Source organism: Tepidibacillus sp. HK-1 (genome assembly GCF_001748485.2).
GTDB lineage: Bacteria > Bacillota > Bacilli > Tepidibacillales > Tepidibacillaceae > Tepidibacillus_B > Tepidibacillus_B infernus.
Genome location: NZ_BDGM02000014.1, coordinates 22,370 through 43,535 on the forward strand (window position 1 = coordinate 22,370; position 21,166 = coordinate 43,535).

The following is a 21,166-nucleotide window of genomic DNA, read 5'->3' on the forward strand; positions in this document are numbered from 1 at the left end:
ATGACGAAACAGAATAATGTGAATGTGATCGGAGCAGGTTTAGCTGGAAGTGAAGCGGCATGGCAACTTGCTAAATATGGAATACCTGTTAAATTATATGAAATGCGTCCAACGAAAAGCTCACCTGCTCATCATACCACACAATTTGCAGAGTTAGTATGTAGTAACTCATTACGTTCAAACAGTTTGACAAATGCTGTTGGACTTCTAAAAGAAGAAATGAGAAAATTTCATTCGCTTATCATAGAAACAGCTGATAGACATGCGGTACCAGCGGGAGGAGCCTTAGCAGTTGATCGGAACTTATTCTCGCAGACAATTACTCAAACGATTAAAAATCATCCATTGATAGATGTTATCCATGAAGAAGTAACAGAGATTCCTGAAGGAATTACAATTGTGGCGACTGGCCCTTTAACCTCTGAGAACCTATCCAAAGAAATTTCTAAACTGTTAGGGGAAGAATATCTTTATTTTTATGATGCTGCGGCACCGATCATTGAAAAAGAGAGTATAGATTTTGACAAGGTCTTTATTGCTTCAAGATATGATAAAGGAGAAGCAGCCTATATCAATTGTCCAATGACTGAAGAGGAATTTAATCGATTTTATGACGCATTAGTTGAAGCAGAAACTGCAGAACGAAAAAGCTTTGAAAAGAAAATCTATTTTGAAGGGTGTATGCCTGTAGAAGTGATGGGAAAAAGAGGAAGGCAAACCCTTCTCTTTGGACCTATGAAACCAGTCGGATTGATAGATCCTAAAACAGGAAAGCAACCTTTCGCTGTTATTCAATTAAGACAGGATAATGCGGAGGGAACTTTATATAATATTGTTGGTTTTCAAACCCATCTAAAATGGGGGGAACAAAAAAGAATCATCCAAATGATTCCGGGACTTGAAAATGCAGAAATCGTTCGTTATGGGGTTATGCATCGAAATACTTTTATTAATTCTCCTAAAGTATTAAAACCAACGTATCAATTTAAAGAAAAGGACCAATTATTTTTTGCGGGTCAAATGACGGGGGTTGAAGGCTATGTGGAATCTGCTGCCTCTGGCATGATAGCAGGAATTAATGCAGCACTTCTATTTAAAGGAAAAGAGCCTGTTATATTTCCAAACGAAACAGCATTAGGTAGTATGGCACACTATATTACAACTGCTGATCACAAACACTTTCAACCAATGAATGCTAATTTTGGTCTATTACCCAGTTTAAACCAGAAAATAAAAAACAAAAACGAAAGAAATTTACAATTATCCCAAAGAGCACTAACGACAATTCAGAATTTTTCACAATACGTACACAATTTAGCTTGTGATTTTTAACATTACTATGTTAATATTATGTTGCCTTTACATAAGAGGGGACAAAAAATGAATCAGATCGATCAATATTTAATAGAATTTCAAGGGTATTTGCAAATTGAAAAAAATGTATCTACTCATACATTACAAAATTATTTAAAGGATATACAGGCCTTCACTTTATTTATGACATCAAAAGGAAAAAATACTTATCAAGAAGTGACTTATCTTGATGTAAGAAATTATTTAGCCTTACTAAATGAAAAACATTATGCTCGTAAATCAATAGCAAGAAAGCTTTCAAGTTTAAGAACTTTTTTTCGATTTTTAATGAGAGAGAATTATCTTAAAACAAATCCTTTTAAAATGGTATCAACACCAAAGATTGAAAAGAAGTTGCCTCATTTTATGTACCCTGAAGAAATACAGGAACTGATTGATGCTCCTAACCTTACAAAGCCTTTGGGTATTAGGGATAGAGCTATAATTGAAGTCCTGTATGCTAGTGGTATTCGGGTAAGTGAATTAGTTAGTCTAGACTTAAACTCAATCGATTTGGTGAATGGAACAGCATTAGTATTTGGAAAAGGGGCTAAGGAAAGATATGTTCCCTTAGGTAGATTTGCAATCCAATCCTTACATCATTATATAGAAGATGCTAGACCAAAATTGAAACCTATTGAAATAGAACGAGCCCTCTTTTTAAATAAAAATGGGGAACGCCTTACAGATCGAAGTGTCCGCCGAATGATTGATAAGTATGTTCGAGGCTTATCATTTTCCAAGAAGGTCAGTCCTCATACATTACGTCATACGTTTGCAACACACTTGTTAAATGCAGGAGCAGACTTGCGTTCAGTTCAGGAATTATTGGGTCATGTGAATATTTCAACAACACAGATTTATACCCACGTGACTAAGGAAAGATTGCAAAATATTTATAAAAATACTCATCCAAGAGCATAGTAATGAAATCATATTTAAATGTAAATTTTCTGAATATATATTCCTTAAAAAGGATATAAAGGAGGATGAAAGGATGTCAGAACCCTTTCACGCAACCACTATTTTTGCCATTCAACATAATGGCCATTCAGCCATGGCTGGTGATGGTCAAGTCACTTTTGGTAATAGTATGGTGATGAAGCATTCTGCCAAAAAAGTACGAAAACTATATCGCGGTGAAGTAATTGCTGGATTTGCAGGATCAGTTGCAGATGCTTTTACACTATTTGAAAAGTTTGAAGGTAAGCTTGAAGAATATCATGGTAATTTGCAAAGAGCAGCAGTAGAATTAGCCAAAGAATGGAGAATGGATAAGATACTACGTCGCCTTGAAGCAATGATCATCGTGATGAATAAAGACTATTTGCTTTTAGTCTCTGGAAATGGTGAGGTGATTGAGCCTGATGATGGTATTTTGGCCATTGGTTCAGGTGGAATGTATGCATTATCAGCAGGTCGGGCATTAAAAAGACATGCAACTCAATTATCTGCAAAAGAAATTGCCGAATCTGCTCTTAAGATTGCCGCAGAGATTTGTGTTTATACAAATGATCAGATTATTATAGAAGAACTATAAAGGGGGGAATCATGATGGTAATACATAAATCCTTAACCCCACGAGAAATTGTTTCTGAATTAGATAAATATATTGTAGGTCAAAAACAGGCAAAACGTGCCGTTGCGATTGCACTTAGAAATCGTTACCGAAGAAGTCTTTTGGATACAGCGATTCGGGACGAAATCGTTCCAAAAAATATTCTGATGATTGGACCAACTGGGGTAGGAAAAACAGAGATTGCAAGAAGATTAGCTAAGTTAGTTGGGGCTCCTTTTATTAAAATTGAGGCCACAAAATTTACTGAGGTAGGGTATGTTGGTCGAGATGTAGAATCGATGGTTAGGGATTTGATCGAAACTTCAATCAGAATGGTTAAGAATGAAAAGACAGAAAAGGTTAAGGATAAAGCAGAAGAATTGGCAAACGATCGCATTGTTGAAATTTTAGTACCGATGAAAAAGAAGAATAGAAACATGAAAAACCCACTTGAGATGTTATTTGGAGGTCAAACCCAAGAACCAACACATGAGGATGTAGTTGAAGAAGATCATATCAATGAGAGAAGAAGAAAAATTCGTTTTCAGCTCCTAAATGGTCAACTAGAAGATGAAGTGATTGAGATCGAAGTAGAGGACAATTCACCCTCAATGCTTGATATTTTTTCTGGTTCTGGTGTAGAACAAATGGGTTTAAATATGCAAGATGTATTAGGAAATTTAATCCCTAAAAAAACCAAAAGACGAAAATTGCCAATTAAAGAAGCTAGAAAGTTTATTGTTCAAGAAGAAGCACAGAAATTGATCGATATGGATGAAGTTATTCAAGAATCGATTGAGAGAGCAGAACAATCCGGTATTATATTTATTGATGAAATTGATAAAATTGCTGGAAAAGAAAGAGGACCTGATGTTTCAAGAGAAGGAGTTCAAAGAGATATCTTGCCCATTGTTGAAGGGTCAACAGTGATGACCAAATATGGTGCGATTAAAACTGACTATATCTTATTTATTGCAGCAGGTGCATTTCATATGTCAAAGCCCTCTGATCTAATTCCTGAATTACAAGGGAGGTTTCCAATTCGAGTTGAATTACAAGATTTGAGTATTGAAGATTTTGTTCAGATACTGAAAGAACCCAAAAATGCCCTAACTAAGCAATATGTTTCCTTACTTCAAACTGAGGGGATTGAAATTGAATTTTCAAATGAGGCGATTTATGAAATAGCCAAATTAGCAGCAGAGGTGAACCAAACCACAGATAATATAGGGGCTAGACGCTTACATACAATCTTAGAGAAGCTGCTAGAGGATCTATCCTTTGAGGCTCCAGACATTCATTTAGAAAAAGTCATCATTACCCCAGAATATGTGAGGGAAAAACTTTCAACGATTGTAGAGAATCGAGATTTATCTCAGTATATATTGTAGGAGGATTATACAATGGATCTTTTATCAAAAACTAGAAGAATTAATCGATTATTACAAAAAGCTGCTGGTCATGCTGTTAATTTTAATGAAATGGCTGAGATCCTAAGTGATGTGATTGAAGCAAATATTTTTGTGGTGAGCCGAAAAGGTAAATTACTAGGTTTGGCTATTGCACAAGAAATTGAAAATGAACGTATTTCTGAAATGCTTAAACAAAGGCAATTTCCAGAAGAATATAATGCTTTATTGATGAAACAGGATGAGACTGTCACTAACATTGGAATTGATAGCCCACTATCTTCTTTTCCAGCTGAAATGAAGGATATTTTTAAGGATAGTTATACTACCCTCGTACCAATCATCGGTGGCGGTGACCGAATTGGAACACTTATTCTTGGAAGACTAAGTGAGCAATTTGGAGACGAAGACTTAATCTTAGCTGAATATGGTGCCACTGTCGTTGGAATGGAAATTCTTAGAGAACGTTCTGAAGCGATGGAAGAAGAAGTAAGAAGTAAAGCAGTGGTACAGATGGCCATCGGCTCACTTTCATATAGTGAACTTGAAGCGATAGAGCATATTTTTGAAGAGCTAGATGGAAAAGAAGGTTTGTTAGTCGCAAGTAAAATTGCTGACCGTGTTGGAATCACTCGTTCAGTCATCGTAAACGCTCTAAGAAAGTTAGAAAGTGCAGGTGTGATCGAATCCCGTTCATTAGGTATGAAAGGAACGTATATTAAGGTATTAAATGAAAAATTAATCACCGAATTGGATAAACTTCGCACTTCTTAAATTAAAAAATTATAAATTTTAAAAAAACTGCCAAACGGGCAGTTTTTTTATTGTACTCATGATAGAAATAAATCTAAAATAGACTTAATAGGAGAGAAAAAGGGGAGGGAGAGAACCATGACGTTTGATCAAATTATGCAAAGAAACATCTCATCTAATGAATTACTTCAAATGGTCCAATATTATCGTGGCCAATTAACTCAGGATGCGCTTGATTATTTAAAGGATAGAGGAATTCAATCAGAAATAATAGAGAAATTTTTAATTGGTTTTGAAAAAGATATGATAGGATTTCAGCCCAATGACAAAGGTTTTAACGGATATTTTCACAATCGGATAATTTTTCCTTTGCAGACGATGGAACAGGATGTCGTCGATTTAATTGGGAGAAGTATCGATGGTAGAGAGCCAAAATTTAAATCTTTAATTGGTGTCGAGGATGTATTTTTTAATGAAATGGCTCTAAAACAGGTAGATGATGTGATTCTGTGTAATTCTATTTTTGATGTGTTGTCTTTAGAGCAAGCAAAATTACCTAGTATTTGTATGATAAACAGCCAATTAAATGATCAATTACTAACTAAAATGGAGAATAAGCGAGTTTTTATTTGTTTTGGTAATGATGAAATTGGTAGAAGAGAAACGATCAGAGTGGCAAAATGGTTAGAATCAGTTATAAAAGAGTTGTATATTATTCATCTGCCAAAAGGGTTCAAAGATGTAAATGATTTCTTTATTCGAATGAAAAATCCTTCGGATGAATTTATAAATATAATTAATAAAACATTGAAAGAAAGCTTGTTATCACCAATTGCTCCAGATAGTTCAAATCTAGTTCTATTTCAAGAAGAATATATCAAACGATACAATAAAAAACTAAGTGGAATTAAAACTGGATTTAAGGCCTTAGATGAATTATTAGTAGGGGGACTACAAGAAGGCTTGTATTTGGTTGGTGGTGCTGTTTCTGTAGGAAAAACAACCTTCTTAAAACAATTAACAGACCAAGTGGCAACAAATGTACCTGTGCTTTATATTTCTTGGGATATGACCTCATTTGAATTATGGGTTAGAAGCATGTCGAGGTTTACTGGTTGTTCTACCCAACAAATTTTTTCAGGCCAAGTTCCCGTGCAAGACATTCAATTAGCAAATCAAACCTATTCAACCCTTGCTAAAAACATTTGGACCTTAGATGCAAATATTCATACATCTTTAGAAGATATTGCGATCATTCTAAACAAAATTTTACTTCAGCTACATAAAAAGCCTGTTATAATCTTTGACCACCTTCAAAGGATCCATTTAAAACAAGGGCTTTCAATGCCTGCCCATGAACAGCAGCTGCAAGTAACCTATAATTTACACCATTGGTCTAGACAATGGGGAGTACCTATTTTACTTGCAGCAACAGGAAAAGAAGAAAATTTTCCCCCGGAATTAGTGGCTTCTATAGATAGTTACATCCATTTAGAAGGAAATAACAATGAAGAAAATTCACTAGTCACTTTTGAATTAAAAAAGAATCGTAATGGCTCAATTGGAAAAATACAGTTTAGCTTTAATAAAACAATAGGATTATTTTCAGAAATTTTAAAAGATGCAGATTAGAATAAAATGTCTTCTCAATCTAAAAACAAGGGTGTATACTTAACCTGACAAGATGATTTCTAATGATGATTTCTAATATTTGTTTTTCCGAGGTGGTAAAATCATGGATCAAGAACAGGAAAATTTAAATTTGCTTGTTTCAACCCAAATCGTTATTAAAGAAGCTTTAGAAAAATTGGGTTATCCAGAAAACATGTATGACTTATTAAAAGAACCATTACGTATGTTAACCGTGCGCATTCCTATTCGAATGGACAACGGGGAGGTTAAAGTGTTTACCGGCTATCGTGCACAACACAATGATGCAGTTGGACCAACAAAAGGTGGTGTTCGTTTTCATCCTGATGTAACTGAGGATGAAGTGAAAGCGCTTTCTATTTGGATGAGCCTTAAAGCTGGTATCGTTGATTTGCCATATGGGGGAGGTAAAGGTGGAATTATATGTGATCCCCGTGAAATGTCTTTTAGAGAGTTAGAGCGTTTAAGCCGAGGATATGTTCGTGCAATAAGTCAAGTTGTAGGTCCAACTAAAGATATTCCTGCACCAGATGTATTTACAAATTCACAAATTATGGCATGGATGATGGATGAATATAGTCGAATTCGAGAGTTCGATTCTCCAGGATTTATTACAGGTAAGCCGTTAGTATTAGGTGGTTCCCATGGGCGTGAATCTGCTACTGCAAAAGGTGTTGCTCTAATGATTCGTGAGGCTGCTCGGAAAAAAGGAATCCAGCTTGAAGACGCAAAAGTGGTGATTCAAGGTTTTGGGAATGCCGGTAGTTACTTAGCAAAATTTATGTATGATGCTGGTGCTAAAGTCATTGGAATTTCAGATGCTTATGGTGCTTTACATAATGAAGATGGATTAGATATTGATTATCTTCTTGATCGAAGAGATTCTTTTGGTACAGTAACAAAGCTTTTTAAAAACACAATCACAAATAAAGAATTGTTAGAATTAGAATGTGATATTTTAGTCCCTGCTGCGATTGAGAATCAGATTACAGCAGCAAACGCTAATAAAATCAAAGCGAAAATAGTTGTTGAAGCTGCAAATGGACCAACAACGATTGAAGCAACAAAAATTTTAACTGAAAAAGATATCCTATTAGTACCAGATGTTCTTGCAAGTGCTGGTGGAGTAACCGTATCTTACTTTGAATGGGTACAGAACAACCAAGGATATTATTGGACAGAAGAAGAAGTATGGCAAAAGCTTGAAGAAGTGATGGTTAGATCCTTTAACAATGTTTATAATACATCCGTTTCTAGAAAAGTAGATATGAGATTAGCCGCATATATGGTTGGCGTTCGTAAAATGGCTGAAGCTTCTAGATTTCGTGGTTGGGTATAATAGATGATTTTATAGGTTAGATAAAAGCTCTCTAAAAAAATTCTTAGAGAGCTTTATACATCAAAATATTGTTGTAAATTGATAGATGGATCCTTTTTAAAAAGGTTAATTGTTATCATTAATTTAATTCTAGCCTTTTGACCGTTTAACCCATTAGAAAAGATTAAACCTAAATCTTTTAATTGTTTTCCTCCGCCTTCGTACCCATAAACAGCATCTACAAAACCATTAAAACATCTTGAAACCAATACGATTGGGATTCCTTTCTCGATCCCCTTTTTAATTCCCCCTAGCATTTCTGGAGGTAAATTTCCCTGTCCAAGTCCTTCAATAACCATTCCTTCATACCCATGTTCAATCAATGTGTTAATGAGTAAATCGTCCATTCCTGCTGCAGCTTTAACCAATCCAATCTTTGTATTTGGAGGAGAGAGTTCATAATTATCTCTTAGTAAAGGGGCATGTGAAAAACGAATTCCCTTTTTTGTCACTGTTCCAATCGGTCCATTTTCTGGGGACTGAAATGTTGCAACGTTGCTGGTGTGTGTTTTGGTTACATAACGAGCTGCGTGAATTTCATCATTAAATACAACAAGAACACCTTTTCCAGTCGAAGAGGGATCTGCTACAACACGAACCGCACCTACTAAATTAACTGGCCCATCTGCCCCTAATTCATTGCTACTTCTCATTGCACCAGTTAAAACGACTGGCTTATCACTTGTTAGCAAAAGGTCAAGAAAATAAGCCGTCTCCTCAAGTGTATCAGTCCCATGAGTGATGACAACTCCCAGTACCTCGTCATCCTCTAGATATTTTTTAGTGTGAAGAGCCAATTGATACATTTTCTCTGGTGTCATGTGTGGACTAGGAATATTCATAAAATGCTCCATTTCTACATTCACATATTCTTCTAAAAACGGAAGAAAAAAATCGAGTGTATCTTGATCAAGTGGTTTTACTGTTTTTGTTTTAAGGTCCTCACTCATTGCTATTGTACCGCCAGTTGTGATAATGACCACTTTTGACATTATTTACCCTCCGTTACTATTGAAGTTACATTTAATTACATGATACGATAACATCAGAATGAATCAAAGGAGTTTTTTATGATTACACTGATTAGCGGTGCATTTGCACCAGGGATTGCTTTACTTAGTTTCATATATTTAAAGGATAAATATGAATTAGAACCTTTACATTTGATCATCAAAATGTTTATAATAGGTACAATTTTAGTTTTTCCAGCTTATGTTTTTGAGAGAATGATTCAAGAAGGACTAGCCCACTGGAATTTGCCCATTTTGAGTACAGCGGTGGTTGAGGAATTTTTAAAATGGTTTATTCTTTATTTTTTAATTTTTAAACATGTTGAATTTAATGAACCTTATGATGGGGTGGTCTATTCTGTTGCTGTCTCAATTGGATTTGCAACGCTTGAGAACTTAGGGTATTTGTTTTTTCATTCTAGTCAACCAGCTATGATTTTATTAAGAGGTCTATTACCTGTTTCAGGCCATGCTCTTTTTGCCATTATGATGGGATATTTTTTGGGAAAAGCTAAATTTTCATGCATCCATTATAAAAAGATATTTCTGTTCTTATCATGGATCATTCCAATGATTGCTCATGCAACCTACAATTTTATTTTAGAACAAAAGATGATGGATTGGGTATATCTGATGCTACCATTTTTAACTTTTTTGTGGTGGTATGGGTTAAAGAAAATAAAAATAGCAACAAAATTATCACCTTTTCACGAAAGTGAACCCCCTGAAGTAAATTACTGAAAAAAGTGGTTAAAATGGAACTAGGGGGTGAATGATTTGACACGAGTTAAGGTAATCATTCGTTGTAACCAATGTGGTGAAAAGTTTTTTTTAAGAGGAAGAATGGATCAGCATTTAAGACTCTTTCCAAAAAAGGAAAGGGTCTTTCTTTATTCTTCAGGTTGTTACCTTATTGCATAGTATGGAGCATTTAAACTCAAACTAGAAATAGGAGGCGGATCTCATGATGAAAAAAGTTGTTCGTTATTGCCTATTGTTCAGTTTATTATTTTTCATCCTCACTTTTATTTTTAATCCAATAGCCCCTGATGAGAATGATATAAAAGCACAGCGAACCACATTATCTGCTAATGATATGAAATTGATGGCGAATGCTGTTTATGGCGAATCAAGAGGAGAACCATATGTTGGTCAAGTTGCTGTTGCGGCAGTTATCTTAAACCGCGTTAAAAGCTCCTCTTTTCCAGACACTGTTTCCGGTGTTATTTTTGAACCGGGAGCTTTTACTGCTGTTGCAGATGGACAAATCTATTTAACTCCTAATAAACAAGCGGAGAAGGCTGTAAAGGATGCTTTAAGTGGTTGGGATCCAACAGATGGATGTGAATATTACTTTAACCCACAAACAGCCACTTCAAAATGGATTTGGTCAAGGCCACAAGTAAAAAAAATTGGCAAACATATTTTTTGTCGATGAAGGAGTGAAAATGAAATGTATAAGGGTATAACAGGTATTTTAATCCCTGTATTAGTCATTGCTGTAATTGGAGCAGGTTTTTGGGGTTATCAAGAAAATCAAGAGAAAAACTCAATTTTGATTAAAGCAGAAAATCAGTATCAACGGGCATTTCATGATCTAAATTTTCATATTGATGCCTTACATGATGAATTAGGTAAAACATTAGCCGTTAATTCCCGTAGACAGTTATCCCCTTCATTAGCGAATGTTTGGAGGTTAGCCTATTCTGCTCAATCTGATGTAGGTCAGTTGCCATTAACATTGATGCCATTTAGTAAAACAGAAGAATTCTTAGCAAAAATCGGGGATTTCTCCTATCGTATTGCAATAAGAGATTTGGGAAAAGAACCTTTAACTGATCAGGAATATAAGACATTAAAAACCTTGTACGAGAGATCTAAAGAAATACGAAACGAACTAAATCATGTGCAAACAGAAGTCATCGATAAACAATTACGATGGATGGATGTTGAAATTGCTTTGGCAGAAGAAGACAAAAAGATGGACAACACGATCATTGATGGATTTAAAACAATCGACAAAAAAGTACAGGAATTCCCCGAATTAGATTGGGGTCCAGAAATGATGAGTTTAGAAAAGAAAAATAAAGAGAAAGGAAAAAACTTAAAAGGACGTTTGATTACTGCTGAAGAAGCAAAGAAAAAGGCTGCCGAATTTATGAAAGTACCTGTTTCAGATCAAATAAAAGTGGATAAAACGGGAAAAGGATCTAATTTTGAAGCCTTTAGCGTACAAATAAAAGGAAAGAATATAGTTAATTTGGACGTTACTAAAGTGGGTGGCCACGTAGTCTGGATGATCATAAATCGGGAGATCGATGGCAAAAAAATCTCATTAGAACAAGCGACAGAAAAAGCAAATGCTTTTTTACAAAAACGTGGTTATACCTCAATGGTACCAACTACGATTGATCAGTACGATAATAGCTTAATTTTTACATATGCTTACAAACAAAATGGTGTGGTTGTTTATCCTGATATGCTAAGTGTCAAGGTCGCTTTAGATAATGGGGAGATTATCGGTTTTGAATCCACAGGTTATACTTTTAATCATAAAAAGAGAGTAATTCCATCACCAACTATTACAAAAGAAACAGTCCAAACAAAAGTAAACCCCCATTTGAAAATTTTCTCTATCCGTCCTGCATTGATTGAAAACAGTGATGGAAAAGAAGTACTCACCTATGAAGTAACAGGGGATTTTGACAAAGTTACCTACAGAATTTATATCAATGCGCAAAATGGTGAAGAAGAAGTAGTTGAAAAAGTAGAGGAAGATATAGTAAGTTAAAAGAAAGACGATTATGAACAGGAGGATTAAAATGCCTCCTGTTTTTACAACATATAAGGGGAGAGGTCTTTGTTACCTAGTATTAATCAAGTCGTAAAAATAAATATTGGTCATGAACATCAATTTTCTTTAAAATCAAGAATTGCTGAAGTTTCTGAAAATGAAATAAGTATTGAGGTGCCAATCAATGAAGAAACTGGTAAACTCGAATTGATACCGGTTGGCCAAAAAGTAAAAGTATGGTATATGTCTAATGTCCATGGGCAATTCTCTTTTGATACTATTGTTGTGGGGAGAAAACAAGAACAGATCCCTCTATTGATATTAACTAAGCCAGTGGTATCTAAGATTCATCGAGTGCAAAGGAGAAACTTTCTAAGAGTTCCAGTTCATGTGGAAACAGCATTTAAGCCATTAGATAAACAGGATTGGACAGTAGTTCAAACGTTGGATCTCAGTGGTGGGGGCATGCAAGTTGTATTACCTTTCCCGAAAAAAGTAATGACTGGAGAAATGATCGAAGGTTGGATTGTGTTGCCGTTTAAAAATGGAACGATTGAGCATATCTCTTATATAGGAGAAATTATAAGATCAGAAATTCCCAATCAAAAAACAAACGTAACTTGGGTTTCTATTTCATTTACAACAATCAATGAAACAATGAGGTCAAAAATCATCCGGTTTTGTTATGAAAGACAAGTAGAACTAAGGGAAAAAGGTTTATAAAAGAAGAGTATATCTTGTCTATCCTTTGTTAAGGATAGTTAACGGAGGGATGATGATGATAAAAACCCGTTACCGTCCTTATGAGGAAAAGTTTATCTTATTTTCTGATTATGTAGAAAAGACGATCAAAAAAATATTTATCTTAGTGCTTATTCTCCTCATTGGTATTCAATTTCTTTTGTCCTTTGAATCGTTTCGCAAAGAATTTATTCCAGTGGAAAAAATGGAAGGATCAGCTTCTAAATTCCATCATACAATTGATTATATTGGAAGAATATGATAAGATTTTTATGAACATATTGTTCAACAGGCACCGGCCTGTTTTTTTTATGATATAGAAAGTTGTGACCCTACATATTTTGGAGGATTAGAATGAAAAAAATAAGTATTGCCATTGATGGACCTGCAGGAGCGGGAAAAAGTACCGTTGCAAAAAAGGTTGCTAATGAATTGGGATTTTTATATATTGATACTGGAGCGATGTATAGGGCACTGACCTTAAAAGCGATAAATGAAAATATAGATCTTCATGATGAAGATCAATTAAACCAATGTCTTCTTCGTAACCCTATTCAATTTGAAATTGATCAACACATACAAAGGGTAAAAATTGGGACAACAGATGTAACAGAGGCAATTAGAACACCAGAGATTACTAAACAGGTCTCATTGGTTGCTTCTCATGCTAAAGTGAGGGAAACAATGGTTGAACTTCAACGTAGATTAGCAAAAGAAGGTTCTGTTGTCATGGATGGAAGAGATATTGGAACCAATGTATTACCAAATGCAGAGTTAAAAATATTTTTGACAGCCTCAATTGAAGAACGAGCCCATAGAAGGTACTTAGAAATGACAAAAAACGGTTACGAAATAAAGTTGGAGCAGATCGTCGAGGAAATTGAATTGCGGGATAAAAAAGACCAAGAAAGGACCGTTGCACCTTTAAAGCAAGCAAAAGACGCTATTTTGATTGATACTTCTCAACTTTCCATTGAACAGGTGGTAAATGTAATTTTAAGTCTAGCTAGAGAAAGAATGAGAGGAGAGAACTAAAATGTCACTCTATACTTTTGCTAGAGTATTAATCAAAGGATACTTGAAAACTTTTTACAAACTAAAAGTGTATGGAGTTAAAAATATTCCAAAAGAGGGTCCTCTTATCTTGATTTCAAACCACATTAGTAATTTTGATCCAGTAGTGATCGCTTGTTCAGTAAATAGGAAAGTTCATTTTATGGCAAAAAAGGAATTGTTCGACATCCCTATTTTGGGTTCCTTTTTAAAAAAAGTGGGTCAATTTCCTATCAATAGAGGAGGAAGTGATCGTAAGGCGATTAAAACAGCATTAGACCTCCTTAAGGAGCAAGAAGTTCTAGGCATTTTCCCTGAAGGGACGCGTAGCAAAGATAAAGAATTAAAGCCTGGGTTACCTGGTGCTGCCTTATTTGCTTTAAAGTCAGATGTAAAAGTGATTCCGATTGGGATCGATTCAAGTTATAAGTGGTTTCAGCCGATTATCGTGAATATAGGTAATCCTATTCAGTTAGATTCTTTTAAAAAAGAGAAGGTTTCATCTGAGGATTTAACAGAAACGATGACTTTTATGATGGCTCAAATTAAGAAACAACTAGAGGAAATAAAATAAATGAATTTTTTTTATTACAGTATGATTTATTTAAGTTTAATGATCTTCATATTAAACCTTAGTCGAATCATTGCAAAACGTTGTATATTAAAAGGTTATCAACTTGAAGAGATTAAAAAGATTGTATGGAATGTTTTAAATAGCTTCATAATAAATTTAACAATGATCATGATACTTTTTATCCTTTATGAAATGAATGTCCTTTCAATAGACCGATTGCTTTGGCTTGGAGCAATTATTTTATTTATTATTTTCTTAACGATTTTCTATCTCTTTACCAAGTTGAAATAGTTTTTATGCCCAATCGTATTCCACCTGATAAAGGTCGGCTTTATCGTTAGGGTATGATTATAAGTTTTTTGAAGTGTTTTGTTACTTTAAGGAGGGAATTGTAATTATGGTTGAGGAAATGAATTCAGAAATGACAAACGTAATGTCTTTAAAAGAAGGAGATATTGTAAAAGGAACCATAGCAAAAATTGAAGAAAAGGAAGCATTAGTCAATATAGGCTACAAATATGATGGCATTCTTCCTATAGGCGAAATTGTAAATGTACATATTGAAAAAATAACCGATGTTTTGAAAGTTGGCGATCAAGTAGAATGCAAAGTCCTTCGTGTCAACGATGGAAAGGAACAGGTACTCCTTTCCAAAAAGGTGATCGACCGTGAAAAAGCTTGGGATACATTACAACATAAGCTAAGCACAGGTGAAGTTTTTGAAGTTAAGGTAGCAGATGTTGTTAAAGGTGGTTTGGTTGTTGATGTTGGAGTACGCGGGTTTGTACCAGCTTCAATGGTAGAAAGACATTTTGTTGAAGATTTTGCTGATTATAAAGGAAAAACTTTACGTGTTAAGGTTGTTGAAATTGACCAAGATAAAAATAAAGTGATTTTATCTCAACGAGCTGTTTTAGATGAGGAATTCAATAAGAAACAAAAAGAACTAGTTGCACAAATTAAAGTAGGGGACATTTTATTAGGTACTGTTCAAAGACTTACTGACTTTGGCGCGTTTATCGATTTAGGTGGGGTTGATGGTTTAGTTCATGTATCTGAAATTTCATGGAATCGAATTGGCAAACCTGTTGATGTATTAAAAGAAGGAGATAAAGTCAATGTTAAAGTACTACGAGTTGATCCAGAGACAAAACGGATTAGTCTAAGCATCAAAGAAACTATGCAAAATCCTATTCATCTAGCAATCGAGAATTTAAAAATTGGTGAAATCTATACGGGGATTGTAAAAAGGCTAGTTAGCTTTGGTGCTTTTGTAGAAATTCAACCTAATGTAGAAGGCTTGGTTCATATCTCTCAAATTTCGCATCAGCATATTGGCCAACCAAGTGAAGTTCTTAAAATCGGTCAAGAAGTAAAAGTGAAAGTATTGGATGTTGATCCTTCCTCTGAACGCATTAGTTTAAGTATTCGTGAAGCAGAAGAACAAGAGGTAGAAAAAGAAGTAAAGGAAAATCACCTCATTCAGGAACAACATAATACTGGTTTCACTTTAGCAGATATTCTAGGTGACAAATTAAAAAAATTAAAATAAAGTGAGGAAACGACATGAGTCGAGCTTCTAGAAAGCTTGAACATTTAAAATATGCTATTGAGACTGGTCAAACGGGTGTTCAAGGCTTTGAAAATGTTCATTTTGTCCATCAAGCTTTACCAGAAGTTGCTCTATCCCAAACCTCGATTGCTACTTCTATCGGCGGACTTCAATTGAGTTCGCCGATTATTATTAACGCGATGACGGGTGGAGCTTATGAAACGGTTAAAATAAATCAACAATTAGCCGCACTAGCGAATGAGCTGAATTTGGTAATGGCGGTTGGTTCGCAGATGTCTGCTATTAAAAACAAAGAGTATCGTTCTACCTATCAGATTGTACGTGGTAACAATCCAAAAGGGATCATTTTTGCCAATCTTGGTGCAGATGCAACGCCGGAACAAGCTAACGAAGCGATTGAAATGATCGAAGCAGATGGAATCCAAATACATATAAATGTAATACAAGAACTTACCATGCCTGAAGGTGATCGAAACTTTACAGGAATATTGGATCGATTACAGGCAATTAAAGAGTCTGTAAAAATCCCTTTCATTGTTAAAGAGGTAGGATTTGGAATGTCCAAAGAGGTAGTTTTTCAACTAGTGAAACGAGGGATAAAGATTATTGATGTGGGTGGAAGGGGAGGAACAAACTTTGCCTTGATTGAAAATAAGAGGCGGTTAGACCCATATCCCTTCTTCAATGATTGGGGAATACACACAGCTACAAGTATTCTTGAAGCTACAACGGTAAACAAGACAGAAATCATAGCTACAGGAGGTATCCAGAATAGTTTACATATTGCAAAGGCAATAGGTTTAGGTGCTAATGCTGTAGGAATGTCTGGAATGATTTTAAGAAAGTTAGTAAATGAAGGATTTAAACAAACATTAGGATATGTAAATCAACTTCACCACGAAATAAAATTGATCATGACAAGCTTAGGCGCAGTAGAATTGTTAGATTTGCAAAAAAAACCAATGGTTATTTTAGGGGAAACAAAAAATTGGTGTGAACTAAGAGGTATTCCAATAAATGAACTTGCAAGAAGAGAGTTTCTTTAACCCATTATGTTAGTAATGGGTTTTTTTATGCCAAAAAAAGAAATACTACATAATAGTGACAAAAGGAGGTAAAGAGGATGAATGATGGTGTATTAACAAATCTTATTCTATTAATTATGATCATCTTAGTTTCAACAGGATGGTTCCTATCCATTGTATCAGAGATAGGAAAAAGAAAAGTTATCTTCATCTTCTTGGCGATTTATATTCTCTCAATGATTGAACTTCCTTTTAATTATCAGTGGAAAGTGAATATGGGAGGTTTTATCGTACCAATGGTTTTTTATTTTTATTTTTGGATAAAAGGGGATAAAGCAGATAAAACTTATTTATTTGCTGCTACCACATTATTAGGTGCAATCTATTTCTTGTTCAAAGAATTAATTCGCCTAGATCCGATTCTCATTCTTTGGAATGAGAAAATAGAAATCACATTTTTTTTAGTTATGATTGTACTCTTTGTATCTAATAAATTAATAGTACGTCTTGCATTACTAATAGGTGGGGTACTTTCAGGAGAAATATTTTATTCCTTTCACCATAGAACTCATTTTCCTCAGATTATACTTGGGAATGCTTTACAACGGGATATTTTATGGCTCTCTTTGATACAGCTCTATTTCTTTCAACATTTAATGATCTTGGTCAAAAATTGGGTCAAGGATAAACAACTGATTAAATACTTACGAATCAGGTGATTTAAATATGCTAAATAATAATATGATTGCTGTCATATTAGGTGTGATTATAGGTTTTCTAAATCGATTGTTAATGCTTAAGACCGATTATCGTCAATATCCAACACATACCCATGGCAGAATCATTCACCTTTCACTAGGTTTTATAGCAGCAGGCTTAGGAGCAGTAGCGGTACCTTCATTATTAAAAGAAAATTATACGGCAATAACCTTTTTAGGATTGGCAGCCCAACAATTCCGTGATGTTCGGAATATGGAAAGACAAACGTTAACAACATTAGATAGTTTGGAATTGGTTCCACGTGGAGTCACATATATTGAAGGCATTGCAATGGTGTTTGAAGGAAGAAATTACTTAGTTATATTTACCTCCTTTTTTGTTTCCTTAATTTCAGTATTAATGGATTGGAAATGGGGCATTCTCGCGGGAATCATAACTTTATTTGTTAGCAAAAAATACATGTCAGGTAGTAGCATAAAAGAACTTGCTGAGGTTGTAGAAGGAAAAGTAATTGTCAATGGGCCTCATCTATATGTAGATGATATTTATATTATGAATATTGGCTTAAAAGACAATCAAGACCGAATTCTTGAACATGGGGTTGGCATTATCTTAAAGCCTAAAGATCAAAACAGTATCGTTACGATTGCAAATTTAGGGCAAAGACAAGCGATACTCCATAATTTAGCCACAATAATGGGTGTATATCGTGATTCAGGCGAACCAGCCTTGGTTCCATTGGCTAAACGTGATTTAAATGATGGAAGATTGGGCGTATTTTTCTTACCTCAGATCAAGGATATTCAAAAGGCAATTGAGGTGGTTAAACAGACACCCGTATTAGAAAATGCTGTAAGATTACCTTCTGAATCAGAAGTAAACGAATAGGAGGAGAAAATGGGAACAACAATTGAACAATATATCCTAGCTGTTGTCACTCTACATAAAGATAAAGTGTTAAGTGGTGGTGTTCCTATCTTTATTGCTAATAATGAAAAGGAATTACAGAGAACCGCCTTTTTGCTAGAGAAAATCCTTGATGGAATAGCTCATGATTTAGAAAATGGCTCTCTAATCATTGTAAGACATTAGTTTATCCTATTGATTGAAGGAATAATTTGTTTATAATAGTATAGACGCATTTAAAATCTAATTGGGTAATTTGTATGGAAAGGTTGAAGTTTAATGTCTAAACCTGTCATTGCAATCGTAGGTAGACCAAATGTTGGAAAGTCAACGATATTTAACCGTTTAGCTGGAGAACGAATTGCTATTGTTGAAGATAAACCAGGTGTTACTCGTGATCGAATTTATAGCACCGGTGAATGGTTGACCCACTCTTTTCATCTCATTGATACAGGTGGTATCGAAATTGATGTTGAGGATGAAATTCTCATGCAGATTCGACAACAAGCAGAGCTTGCGATCGATGAGGCAGATGTGATCATCTTTATGGTTGATGGAAAGGTAGGTTTAACAGAACAAGATAAGGAGATTGCAAATATTTTACATCGATCCAAAAAACCAGTTGTTGTCGCAGTAAACAAAATCGATAACATTAAAATGCAGCAAGAAATCTATGATTTTTATGCTTTAGGGTTTGGCGATCCATATCCTATTTCGGGAGCACATGGAACAGGTCTTGGTGATCTATTAGATGAGGTTGTGTCCCATTTTCCAGATGAAGAAGAGGAAAACTATGATGATGATGTGATTCGTGTAGCTCTAATCGGGCGTCCTAATGTAGGTAAATCCTCATTAGTGAACGCCATATTAGGAGAAGAACGAGTTATCGTAAGTAATGTAGCTGGAACGACTCGGGATGCAGTCGATACATTGTTCTCAACAGATGAACAAGATTATGTTTTAGTGGATACAGCGGGAATGAGAAAAAAAGGAAAGGTCTATGAAACAACCGAAAAATACAGTGTATTACGTGCTCTAAAAGCAATTGAAAATGCGGATGTTGTATTAGTAGTGATTGACGGTCATACTGGTATTATTGAACAAGACAAAAGAATAGCTGGCTATGCACATGAAGCTGGTAAAGCCTCCATATTTGTAGTAAACAAATGGGATATTGTAGAGAAAGATGATAAGACGATGCATCAATTTGCACAAAAGATTCGAGATCACTTCCTATTTATGTCTTATGCTCCAATTGTTTTTGTTTCAGCTAAAACAAAACAAAGGGTGAATCAAATTTTGCCTATGGTTAATGAAGTGGCTGAATCACATGCAATGAGAGTCCAAACACCTGTCTTAAACGATATTATTTCTGATGCAGTAGCTATCAATCCACCTCCATCAGACAAAGGTAAAAGATTGAAAATCAAATACGCTACACAAGTTGCGGTAAAACCACCAACTTTTGTCCTTTTCGTTAACGATCCTGAACTTATGCACTTCTCTTATGAAAGGTATTTGGAAAACAAAATCAGAGATTCTTTTCACTTTGAAGGTACACCGATTCGAATCCTGGTTAGGAAAAAGAATGAAGAGGATTAAAAAAGAGGAGGAATAACAAAAATGGCGAATATGTCGATCGCTGTGATCGGGGCCGGTAGTTGGGGCACGGCACTTTCCATCGTACTTGCAAACAATGGTTTTGCCGTTGATTTATTAGCTAGAACCGATAAACATAAAGACGAGATCAACTATGATCATACGAATCATAAATACTTACCAGAAATCAAACTTCCAGATACGATCCTAGCCCATGCAGATGTTAAAGAAGCACTTAAAGGCAAAAAATATATTGTTCTCGTCGTACCTTCTCATGCTATGCGTGATACTGCAAAAATGGTTAAACCATATATTTCCGATCAAACAATTCTCATTCATGCAACAAAAGGGTTAGATCAAGGGACATATCAACGAATGAGTGAAGTGATACATGAAGAACTTCCTGGTTTACCATCAGATCAGATCCTTGTTTTATCAGGTCCAAGTCATGCTGAAGAGGTAAGTCGTCTTTTGCCGACGACAGTTGTAGTAGCTGGTCGTAACATTTCTGTTGCTGAAGAGGTACAGGATTTATTCATCAATTCAAATTTTCGTGTATACACTAATCCAGATATTATTGGCGTTGAAATTGCTGGAGCACTAAAAAATATTATTGCCTTAGGCGCTGGCCTATCCGATGGTCTAGAATTTGGGGACAACGCAAAAGCTGCTTTACTAACCAGAGGACTTGCGGAAATTGCACGATTAGGTATAGAATTAGGAGCAAATCCATTAACATTTTCAGGTTTAGCAGGCGTAGGTGATTTGGTAGTCACCTGTACAAGTCAACATAGCCGCAATTGGCGAGCTGGATATATGCTTGGAAAGGGTCAAAACTTAGATGCTATACTTGAGCAAATGGGAATGGTGGTAGAAGGTGTCAAAACAACGAAAGCTGCCTTTTACTTATCACAAAAATATCAAATTCAAATGCCGATTACAAATGAATTATTTAAGGTACTTTTTGAAAACAAAAGCCCCAAAATAGCTGTCGAAGATCTTATGGGGCGTGTAAGAACACATGAGATGGAAGAAGTTGCATTATCAGAAGTTTTTAAAAGATCATGAGA

Annotated in this window: 24 protein-coding genes; 23 read left to right on the forward strand and 1 reads right to left on the reverse strand. The window is 35.1% G+C overall.

From position 1 onward, the window contains the following. The 7 genes from trmFO to BEN26_RS08580 all read left to right on the forward strand — a co-directional run bounded on the left by trmFO (nt 1) and on the right by BEN26_RS08580 (nt 8,062). A complete protein-coding gene (gene trmFO / locus BEN26_RS08550; protein WP_069798077.1) occupies nt 1–1,332 on the forward strand; it encodes an FADH(2)-oxidizing methylenetetrahydrofolate--tRNA-(uracil(54)-C(5))-methyltransferase TrmFO in 1,332 nt (443 codons plus the stop codon). A gap of 48 nt (nt 1,333–1,380) precedes the next feature. Beyond that, the gene (gene xerC / locus BEN26_RS08555) at nt 1,381–2,277 is read left to right on the forward strand and encodes a tyrosine recombinase XerC (RefSeq protein ID WP_069798079.1); all 897 of its coding nucleotides are present in this window, start codon (nt 1,381–1,383) and stop codon (nt 2,275–2,277) included. A 73-nt stretch (nt 2,278–2,350) separates the two neighbouring features. Beyond that, on the forward strand, nt 2,351–2,893 hold the full coding sequence (gene hslV, locus BEN26_RS08560) for an ATP-dependent protease subunit HslV (protein ID WP_069798081.1): 543 nt from the start codon (nt 2,351–2,353) through the stop codon (nt 2,891–2,893). A gap of 14 nt (nt 2,894–2,907) precedes the next feature. Beyond that, entirely contained in the window at nt 2,908–4,302 is a 1,395-nt protein-coding gene (gene hslU, locus BEN26_RS08565) for an ATP-dependent protease ATPase subunit HslU (RefSeq protein WP_069798083.1), read from the forward strand. Between the two features lie 12 nt (nt 4,303–4,314). Next, complete coding sequence (gene codY, locus BEN26_RS08570) at nt 4,315–5,094, forward strand: GTP-sensing pleiotropic transcriptional regulator CodY (RefSeq protein WP_068724437.1); 780 nt, start codon at nt 4,315–4,317, stop codon at nt 5,092–5,094. A gap of 117 nt (nt 5,095–5,211) precedes the next feature. Beyond that, complete coding sequence (locus BEN26_RS08575; RefSeq protein ID WP_069798085.1) at nt 5,212–6,705, forward strand: DnaB-like helicase C-terminal domain-containing protein; 1,494 nt, start codon at nt 5,212–5,214, stop codon at nt 6,703–6,705. 103 nt (nt 6,706–6,808) lie between these two features. Beyond that, a complete protein-coding gene (locus BEN26_RS08580; protein WP_069798087.1) occupies nt 6,809–8,062 on the forward strand; it encodes a Glu/Leu/Phe/Val family dehydrogenase in 1,254 nt (417 codons plus the stop codon). Nucleotides 8,063–8,115: 53 nt separating this feature from the next. Here BEN26_RS08580 and BEN26_RS08585 read toward each other — a convergent pair whose 3' ends face one another. Then, nucleotides 8,116–9,093 (reverse strand): asparaginase, encoded by a 978-nt coding sequence (locus tag BEN26_RS08585; RefSeq protein ID WP_069798089.1) that lies wholly within the window; start codon nt 9,091–9,093, stop codon nt 8,116–8,118. Nucleotides 9,094–9,171: 78 nt separating this feature from the next. On the opposite strand from BEN26_RS08585, the gene prsW reads away from it, so the two are divergent. The 16 genes from prsW to BEN26_RS08665 all read left to right on the forward strand — a co-directional run bounded on the left by prsW (nt 9,172) and on the right by BEN26_RS08665 (nt 21,164). Further along, nucleotides 9,172–9,852, forward strand: coding sequence for a glutamic-type intramembrane protease PrsW (gene prsW / locus BEN26_RS08590; RefSeq protein WP_069798091.1), 681 nt, complete (start codon nt 9,172–9,174; stop codon nt 9,850–9,852). A gap of 36 nt (nt 9,853–9,888) precedes the next feature. Further along, nucleotides 9,889–10,032 carry a hypothetical protein gene (locus BEN26_RS08595; protein ID WP_181482251.1) on the forward strand — a complete coding sequence of 48 codons (144 nt, stop codon included), beginning with the start codon at nt 9,889–9,891 and terminating at the stop codon, nt 10,030–10,032. A 43-nt stretch (nt 10,033–10,075) separates the two neighbouring features. Beyond that, nucleotides 10,076–10,549 carry a cell wall hydrolase gene (locus BEN26_RS08600; protein WP_084818727.1) on the forward strand — a complete coding sequence of 158 codons (474 nt, stop codon included), beginning with the start codon at nt 10,076–10,078 and terminating at the stop codon, nt 10,547–10,549. Nucleotides 10,550–10,564: 15 nt separating this feature from the next. Continuing rightward, a complete protein-coding gene (gene ypeB, locus BEN26_RS08605; RefSeq protein ID WP_069798093.1) occupies nt 10,565–11,902 on the forward strand; it encodes a germination protein YpeB in 1,338 nt (445 codons plus the stop codon). A gap of 69 nt (nt 11,903–11,971) precedes the next feature. Beyond that, complete coding sequence (locus BEN26_RS08610; protein ID WP_068724426.1) at nt 11,972–12,628, forward strand: flagellar brake protein; 657 nt, start codon at nt 11,972–11,974, stop codon at nt 12,626–12,628. 55 nt (nt 12,629–12,683) lie between these two features. Then, complete coding sequence (locus BEN26_RS08615; protein ID WP_069798095.1) at nt 12,684–12,908, forward strand: hypothetical protein; 225 nt, start codon at nt 12,684–12,686, stop codon at nt 12,906–12,908. A gap of 92 nt (nt 12,909–13,000) precedes the next feature. Continuing rightward, complete coding sequence (gene cmk / locus BEN26_RS08620; protein ID WP_069798097.1) at nt 13,001–13,681, forward strand: (d)CMP kinase; 681 nt, start codon at nt 13,001–13,003, stop codon at nt 13,679–13,681. 1 nt (nt 13,682) lies between these two features. Further along, complete coding sequence (locus tag BEN26_RS08625; RefSeq protein ID WP_068724418.1) at nt 13,683–14,273, forward strand: lysophospholipid acyltransferase family protein; 591 nt, start codon at nt 13,683–13,685, stop codon at nt 14,271–14,273. Then, nucleotides 14,274–14,564 (forward strand): hypothetical protein, encoded by a 291-nt coding sequence (locus tag BEN26_RS08630; protein WP_068724416.1) that lies wholly within the window; start codon nt 14,274–14,276, stop codon nt 14,562–14,564. Nucleotides 14,565–14,670: 106 nt separating this feature from the next. After that, the gene (rpsA, locus tag BEN26_RS08635) at nt 14,671–15,825 is read left to right on the forward strand and encodes a 30S ribosomal protein S1 (RefSeq protein ID WP_069798099.1); all 1,155 of its coding nucleotides are present in this window, start codon (nt 14,671–14,673) and stop codon (nt 15,823–15,825) included. Between the two features lie 14 nt (nt 15,826–15,839). Further along, nucleotides 15,840–16,892: a type 2 isopentenyl-diphosphate Delta-isomerase gene (fni, locus tag BEN26_RS08640; RefSeq protein ID WP_069798102.1), complete on the forward strand. Its 1,053-nt coding sequence runs from the start codon at nt 15,840–15,842 to the stop codon at nt 16,890–16,892. Between the two features lie 77 nt (nt 16,893–16,969). Continuing rightward, nucleotides 16,970–17,590: a YphA family membrane protein gene (locus BEN26_RS08645; RefSeq protein WP_069798104.1), complete on the forward strand. Its 621-nt coding sequence runs from the start codon at nt 16,970–16,972 to the stop codon at nt 17,588–17,590. 7 nt (nt 17,591–17,597) lie between these two features. Next, on the forward strand, nt 17,598–18,479 hold the full coding sequence (locus BEN26_RS08650) for a YIEGIA family protein (RefSeq protein WP_069798106.1): 882 nt from the start codon (nt 17,598–17,600) through the stop codon (nt 18,477–18,479). A 9-nt stretch (nt 18,480–18,488) separates the two neighbouring features. Next, the gene (locus BEN26_RS08655; protein ID WP_068724405.1) at nt 18,489–18,683 is read left to right on the forward strand and encodes a capping complex subunit for YIEGIA; all 195 of its coding nucleotides are present in this window, start codon (nt 18,489–18,491) and stop codon (nt 18,681–18,683) included. A 93-nt stretch (nt 18,684–18,776) separates the two neighbouring features. Continuing rightward, the gene (gene der, locus BEN26_RS08660) at nt 18,777–20,099 is read left to right on the forward strand and encodes a ribosome biogenesis GTPase Der (RefSeq protein WP_069798108.1); all 1,323 of its coding nucleotides are present in this window, start codon (nt 18,777–18,779) and stop codon (nt 20,097–20,099) included. A 21-nt stretch (nt 20,100–20,120) separates the two neighbouring features. Then, nucleotides 20,121–21,164: an NAD(P)H-dependent glycerol-3-phosphate dehydrogenase gene (locus tag BEN26_RS08665; RefSeq protein ID WP_069798110.1), complete on the forward strand. Its 1,044-nt coding sequence runs from the start codon at nt 20,121–20,123 to the stop codon at nt 21,162–21,164. Nucleotides 21,165–21,166 lie beyond the last annotated feature (2 nt).

Bases quoted from the DNA above. Each gene is read 5' to 3' on its own strand.
- trmFO (WP_069798077.1), top strand. From the start codon at position 1: ATGACGAAACAGAATAATGTGAATGTGATCGGAGCAGGTTTAGCTGGA.
- xerC (WP_069798079.1), top strand. From the start codon at position 1,381: ATGAATCAGATCGATCAATATTTAATAGAATTTCAAGGGTATTTGCAA.
- hslV (WP_069798081.1), top strand. From the start codon at position 2,351: ATGTCAGAACCCTTTCACGCAACCACTATTTTTGCCATTCAACATAAT.
- hslU (WP_069798083.1), top strand. From the start codon at position 2,908: ATGGTAATACATAAATCCTTAACCCCACGAGAAATTGTTTCTGAATTA.
- codY (WP_068724437.1), top strand. From the start codon at position 4,315: ATGGATCTTTTATCAAAAACTAGAAGAATTAATCGATTATTACAAAAA.
- BEN26_RS08575 (WP_069798085.1), top strand. From the start codon at position 5,212: ATGACGTTTGATCAAATTATGCAAAGAAACATCTCATCTAATGAATTA.
- BEN26_RS08580 (WP_069798087.1), top strand. From the start codon at position 6,809: ATGGATCAAGAACAGGAAAATTTAAATTTGCTTGTTTCAACCCAAATC.
- BEN26_RS08585 (WP_069798089.1), bottom strand. From the start codon at position 9,093: ATGTCAAAAGTGGTCATTATCACAACTGGCGGTACAATAGCAATGAGT.
- prsW (WP_069798091.1), top strand. From the start codon at position 9,172: ATGATTACACTGATTAGCGGTGCATTTGCACCAGGGATTGCTTTACTT.
- BEN26_RS08600 (WP_084818727.1), top strand. From the start codon at position 10,076: ATGATGAAAAAAGTTGTTCGTTATTGCCTATTGTTCAGTTTATTATTT.
- ypeB (WP_069798093.1), top strand. From the start codon at position 10,565: ATGTATAAGGGTATAACAGGTATTTTAATCCCTGTATTAGTCATTGCT.
- BEN26_RS08615 (WP_069798095.1), top strand. From the start codon at position 12,684: ATGATAAAAACCCGTTACCGTCCTTATGAGGAAAAGTTTATCTTATTT.
- cmk (WP_069798097.1), top strand. From the start codon at position 13,001: ATGAAAAAAATAAGTATTGCCATTGATGGACCTGCAGGAGCGGGAAAA.
- BEN26_RS08625 (WP_068724418.1), top strand. From the start codon at position 13,683: ATGTCACTCTATACTTTTGCTAGAGTATTAATCAAAGGATACTTGAAA.
- BEN26_RS08630 (WP_068724416.1), top strand. From the start codon at position 14,274: ATGAATTTTTTTTATTACAGTATGATTTATTTAAGTTTAATGATCTTC.
- rpsA (WP_069798099.1), top strand. From the start codon at position 14,671: ATGGTTGAGGAAATGAATTCAGAAATGACAAACGTAATGTCTTTAAAA.
- fni (WP_069798102.1), top strand. From the start codon at position 15,840: ATGAGTCGAGCTTCTAGAAAGCTTGAACATTTAAAATATGCTATTGAG.
- BEN26_RS08645 (WP_069798104.1), top strand. From the start codon at position 16,970: ATGAATGATGGTGTATTAACAAATCTTATTCTATTAATTATGATCATC.
- BEN26_RS08650 (WP_069798106.1), top strand. From the start codon at position 17,598: ATGCTAAATAATAATATGATTGCTGTCATATTAGGTGTGATTATAGGT.
- BEN26_RS08655 (WP_068724405.1), top strand. From the start codon at position 18,489: ATGGGAACAACAATTGAACAATATATCCTAGCTGTTGTCACTCTACAT.
- der (WP_069798108.1), top strand. From the start codon at position 18,777: ATGTCTAAACCTGTCATTGCAATCGTAGGTAGACCAAATGTTGGAAAG.
- BEN26_RS08665 (WP_069798110.1), top strand. From the start codon at position 20,121: ATGGCGAATATGTCGATCGCTGTGATCGGGGCCGGTAGTTGGGGCACG.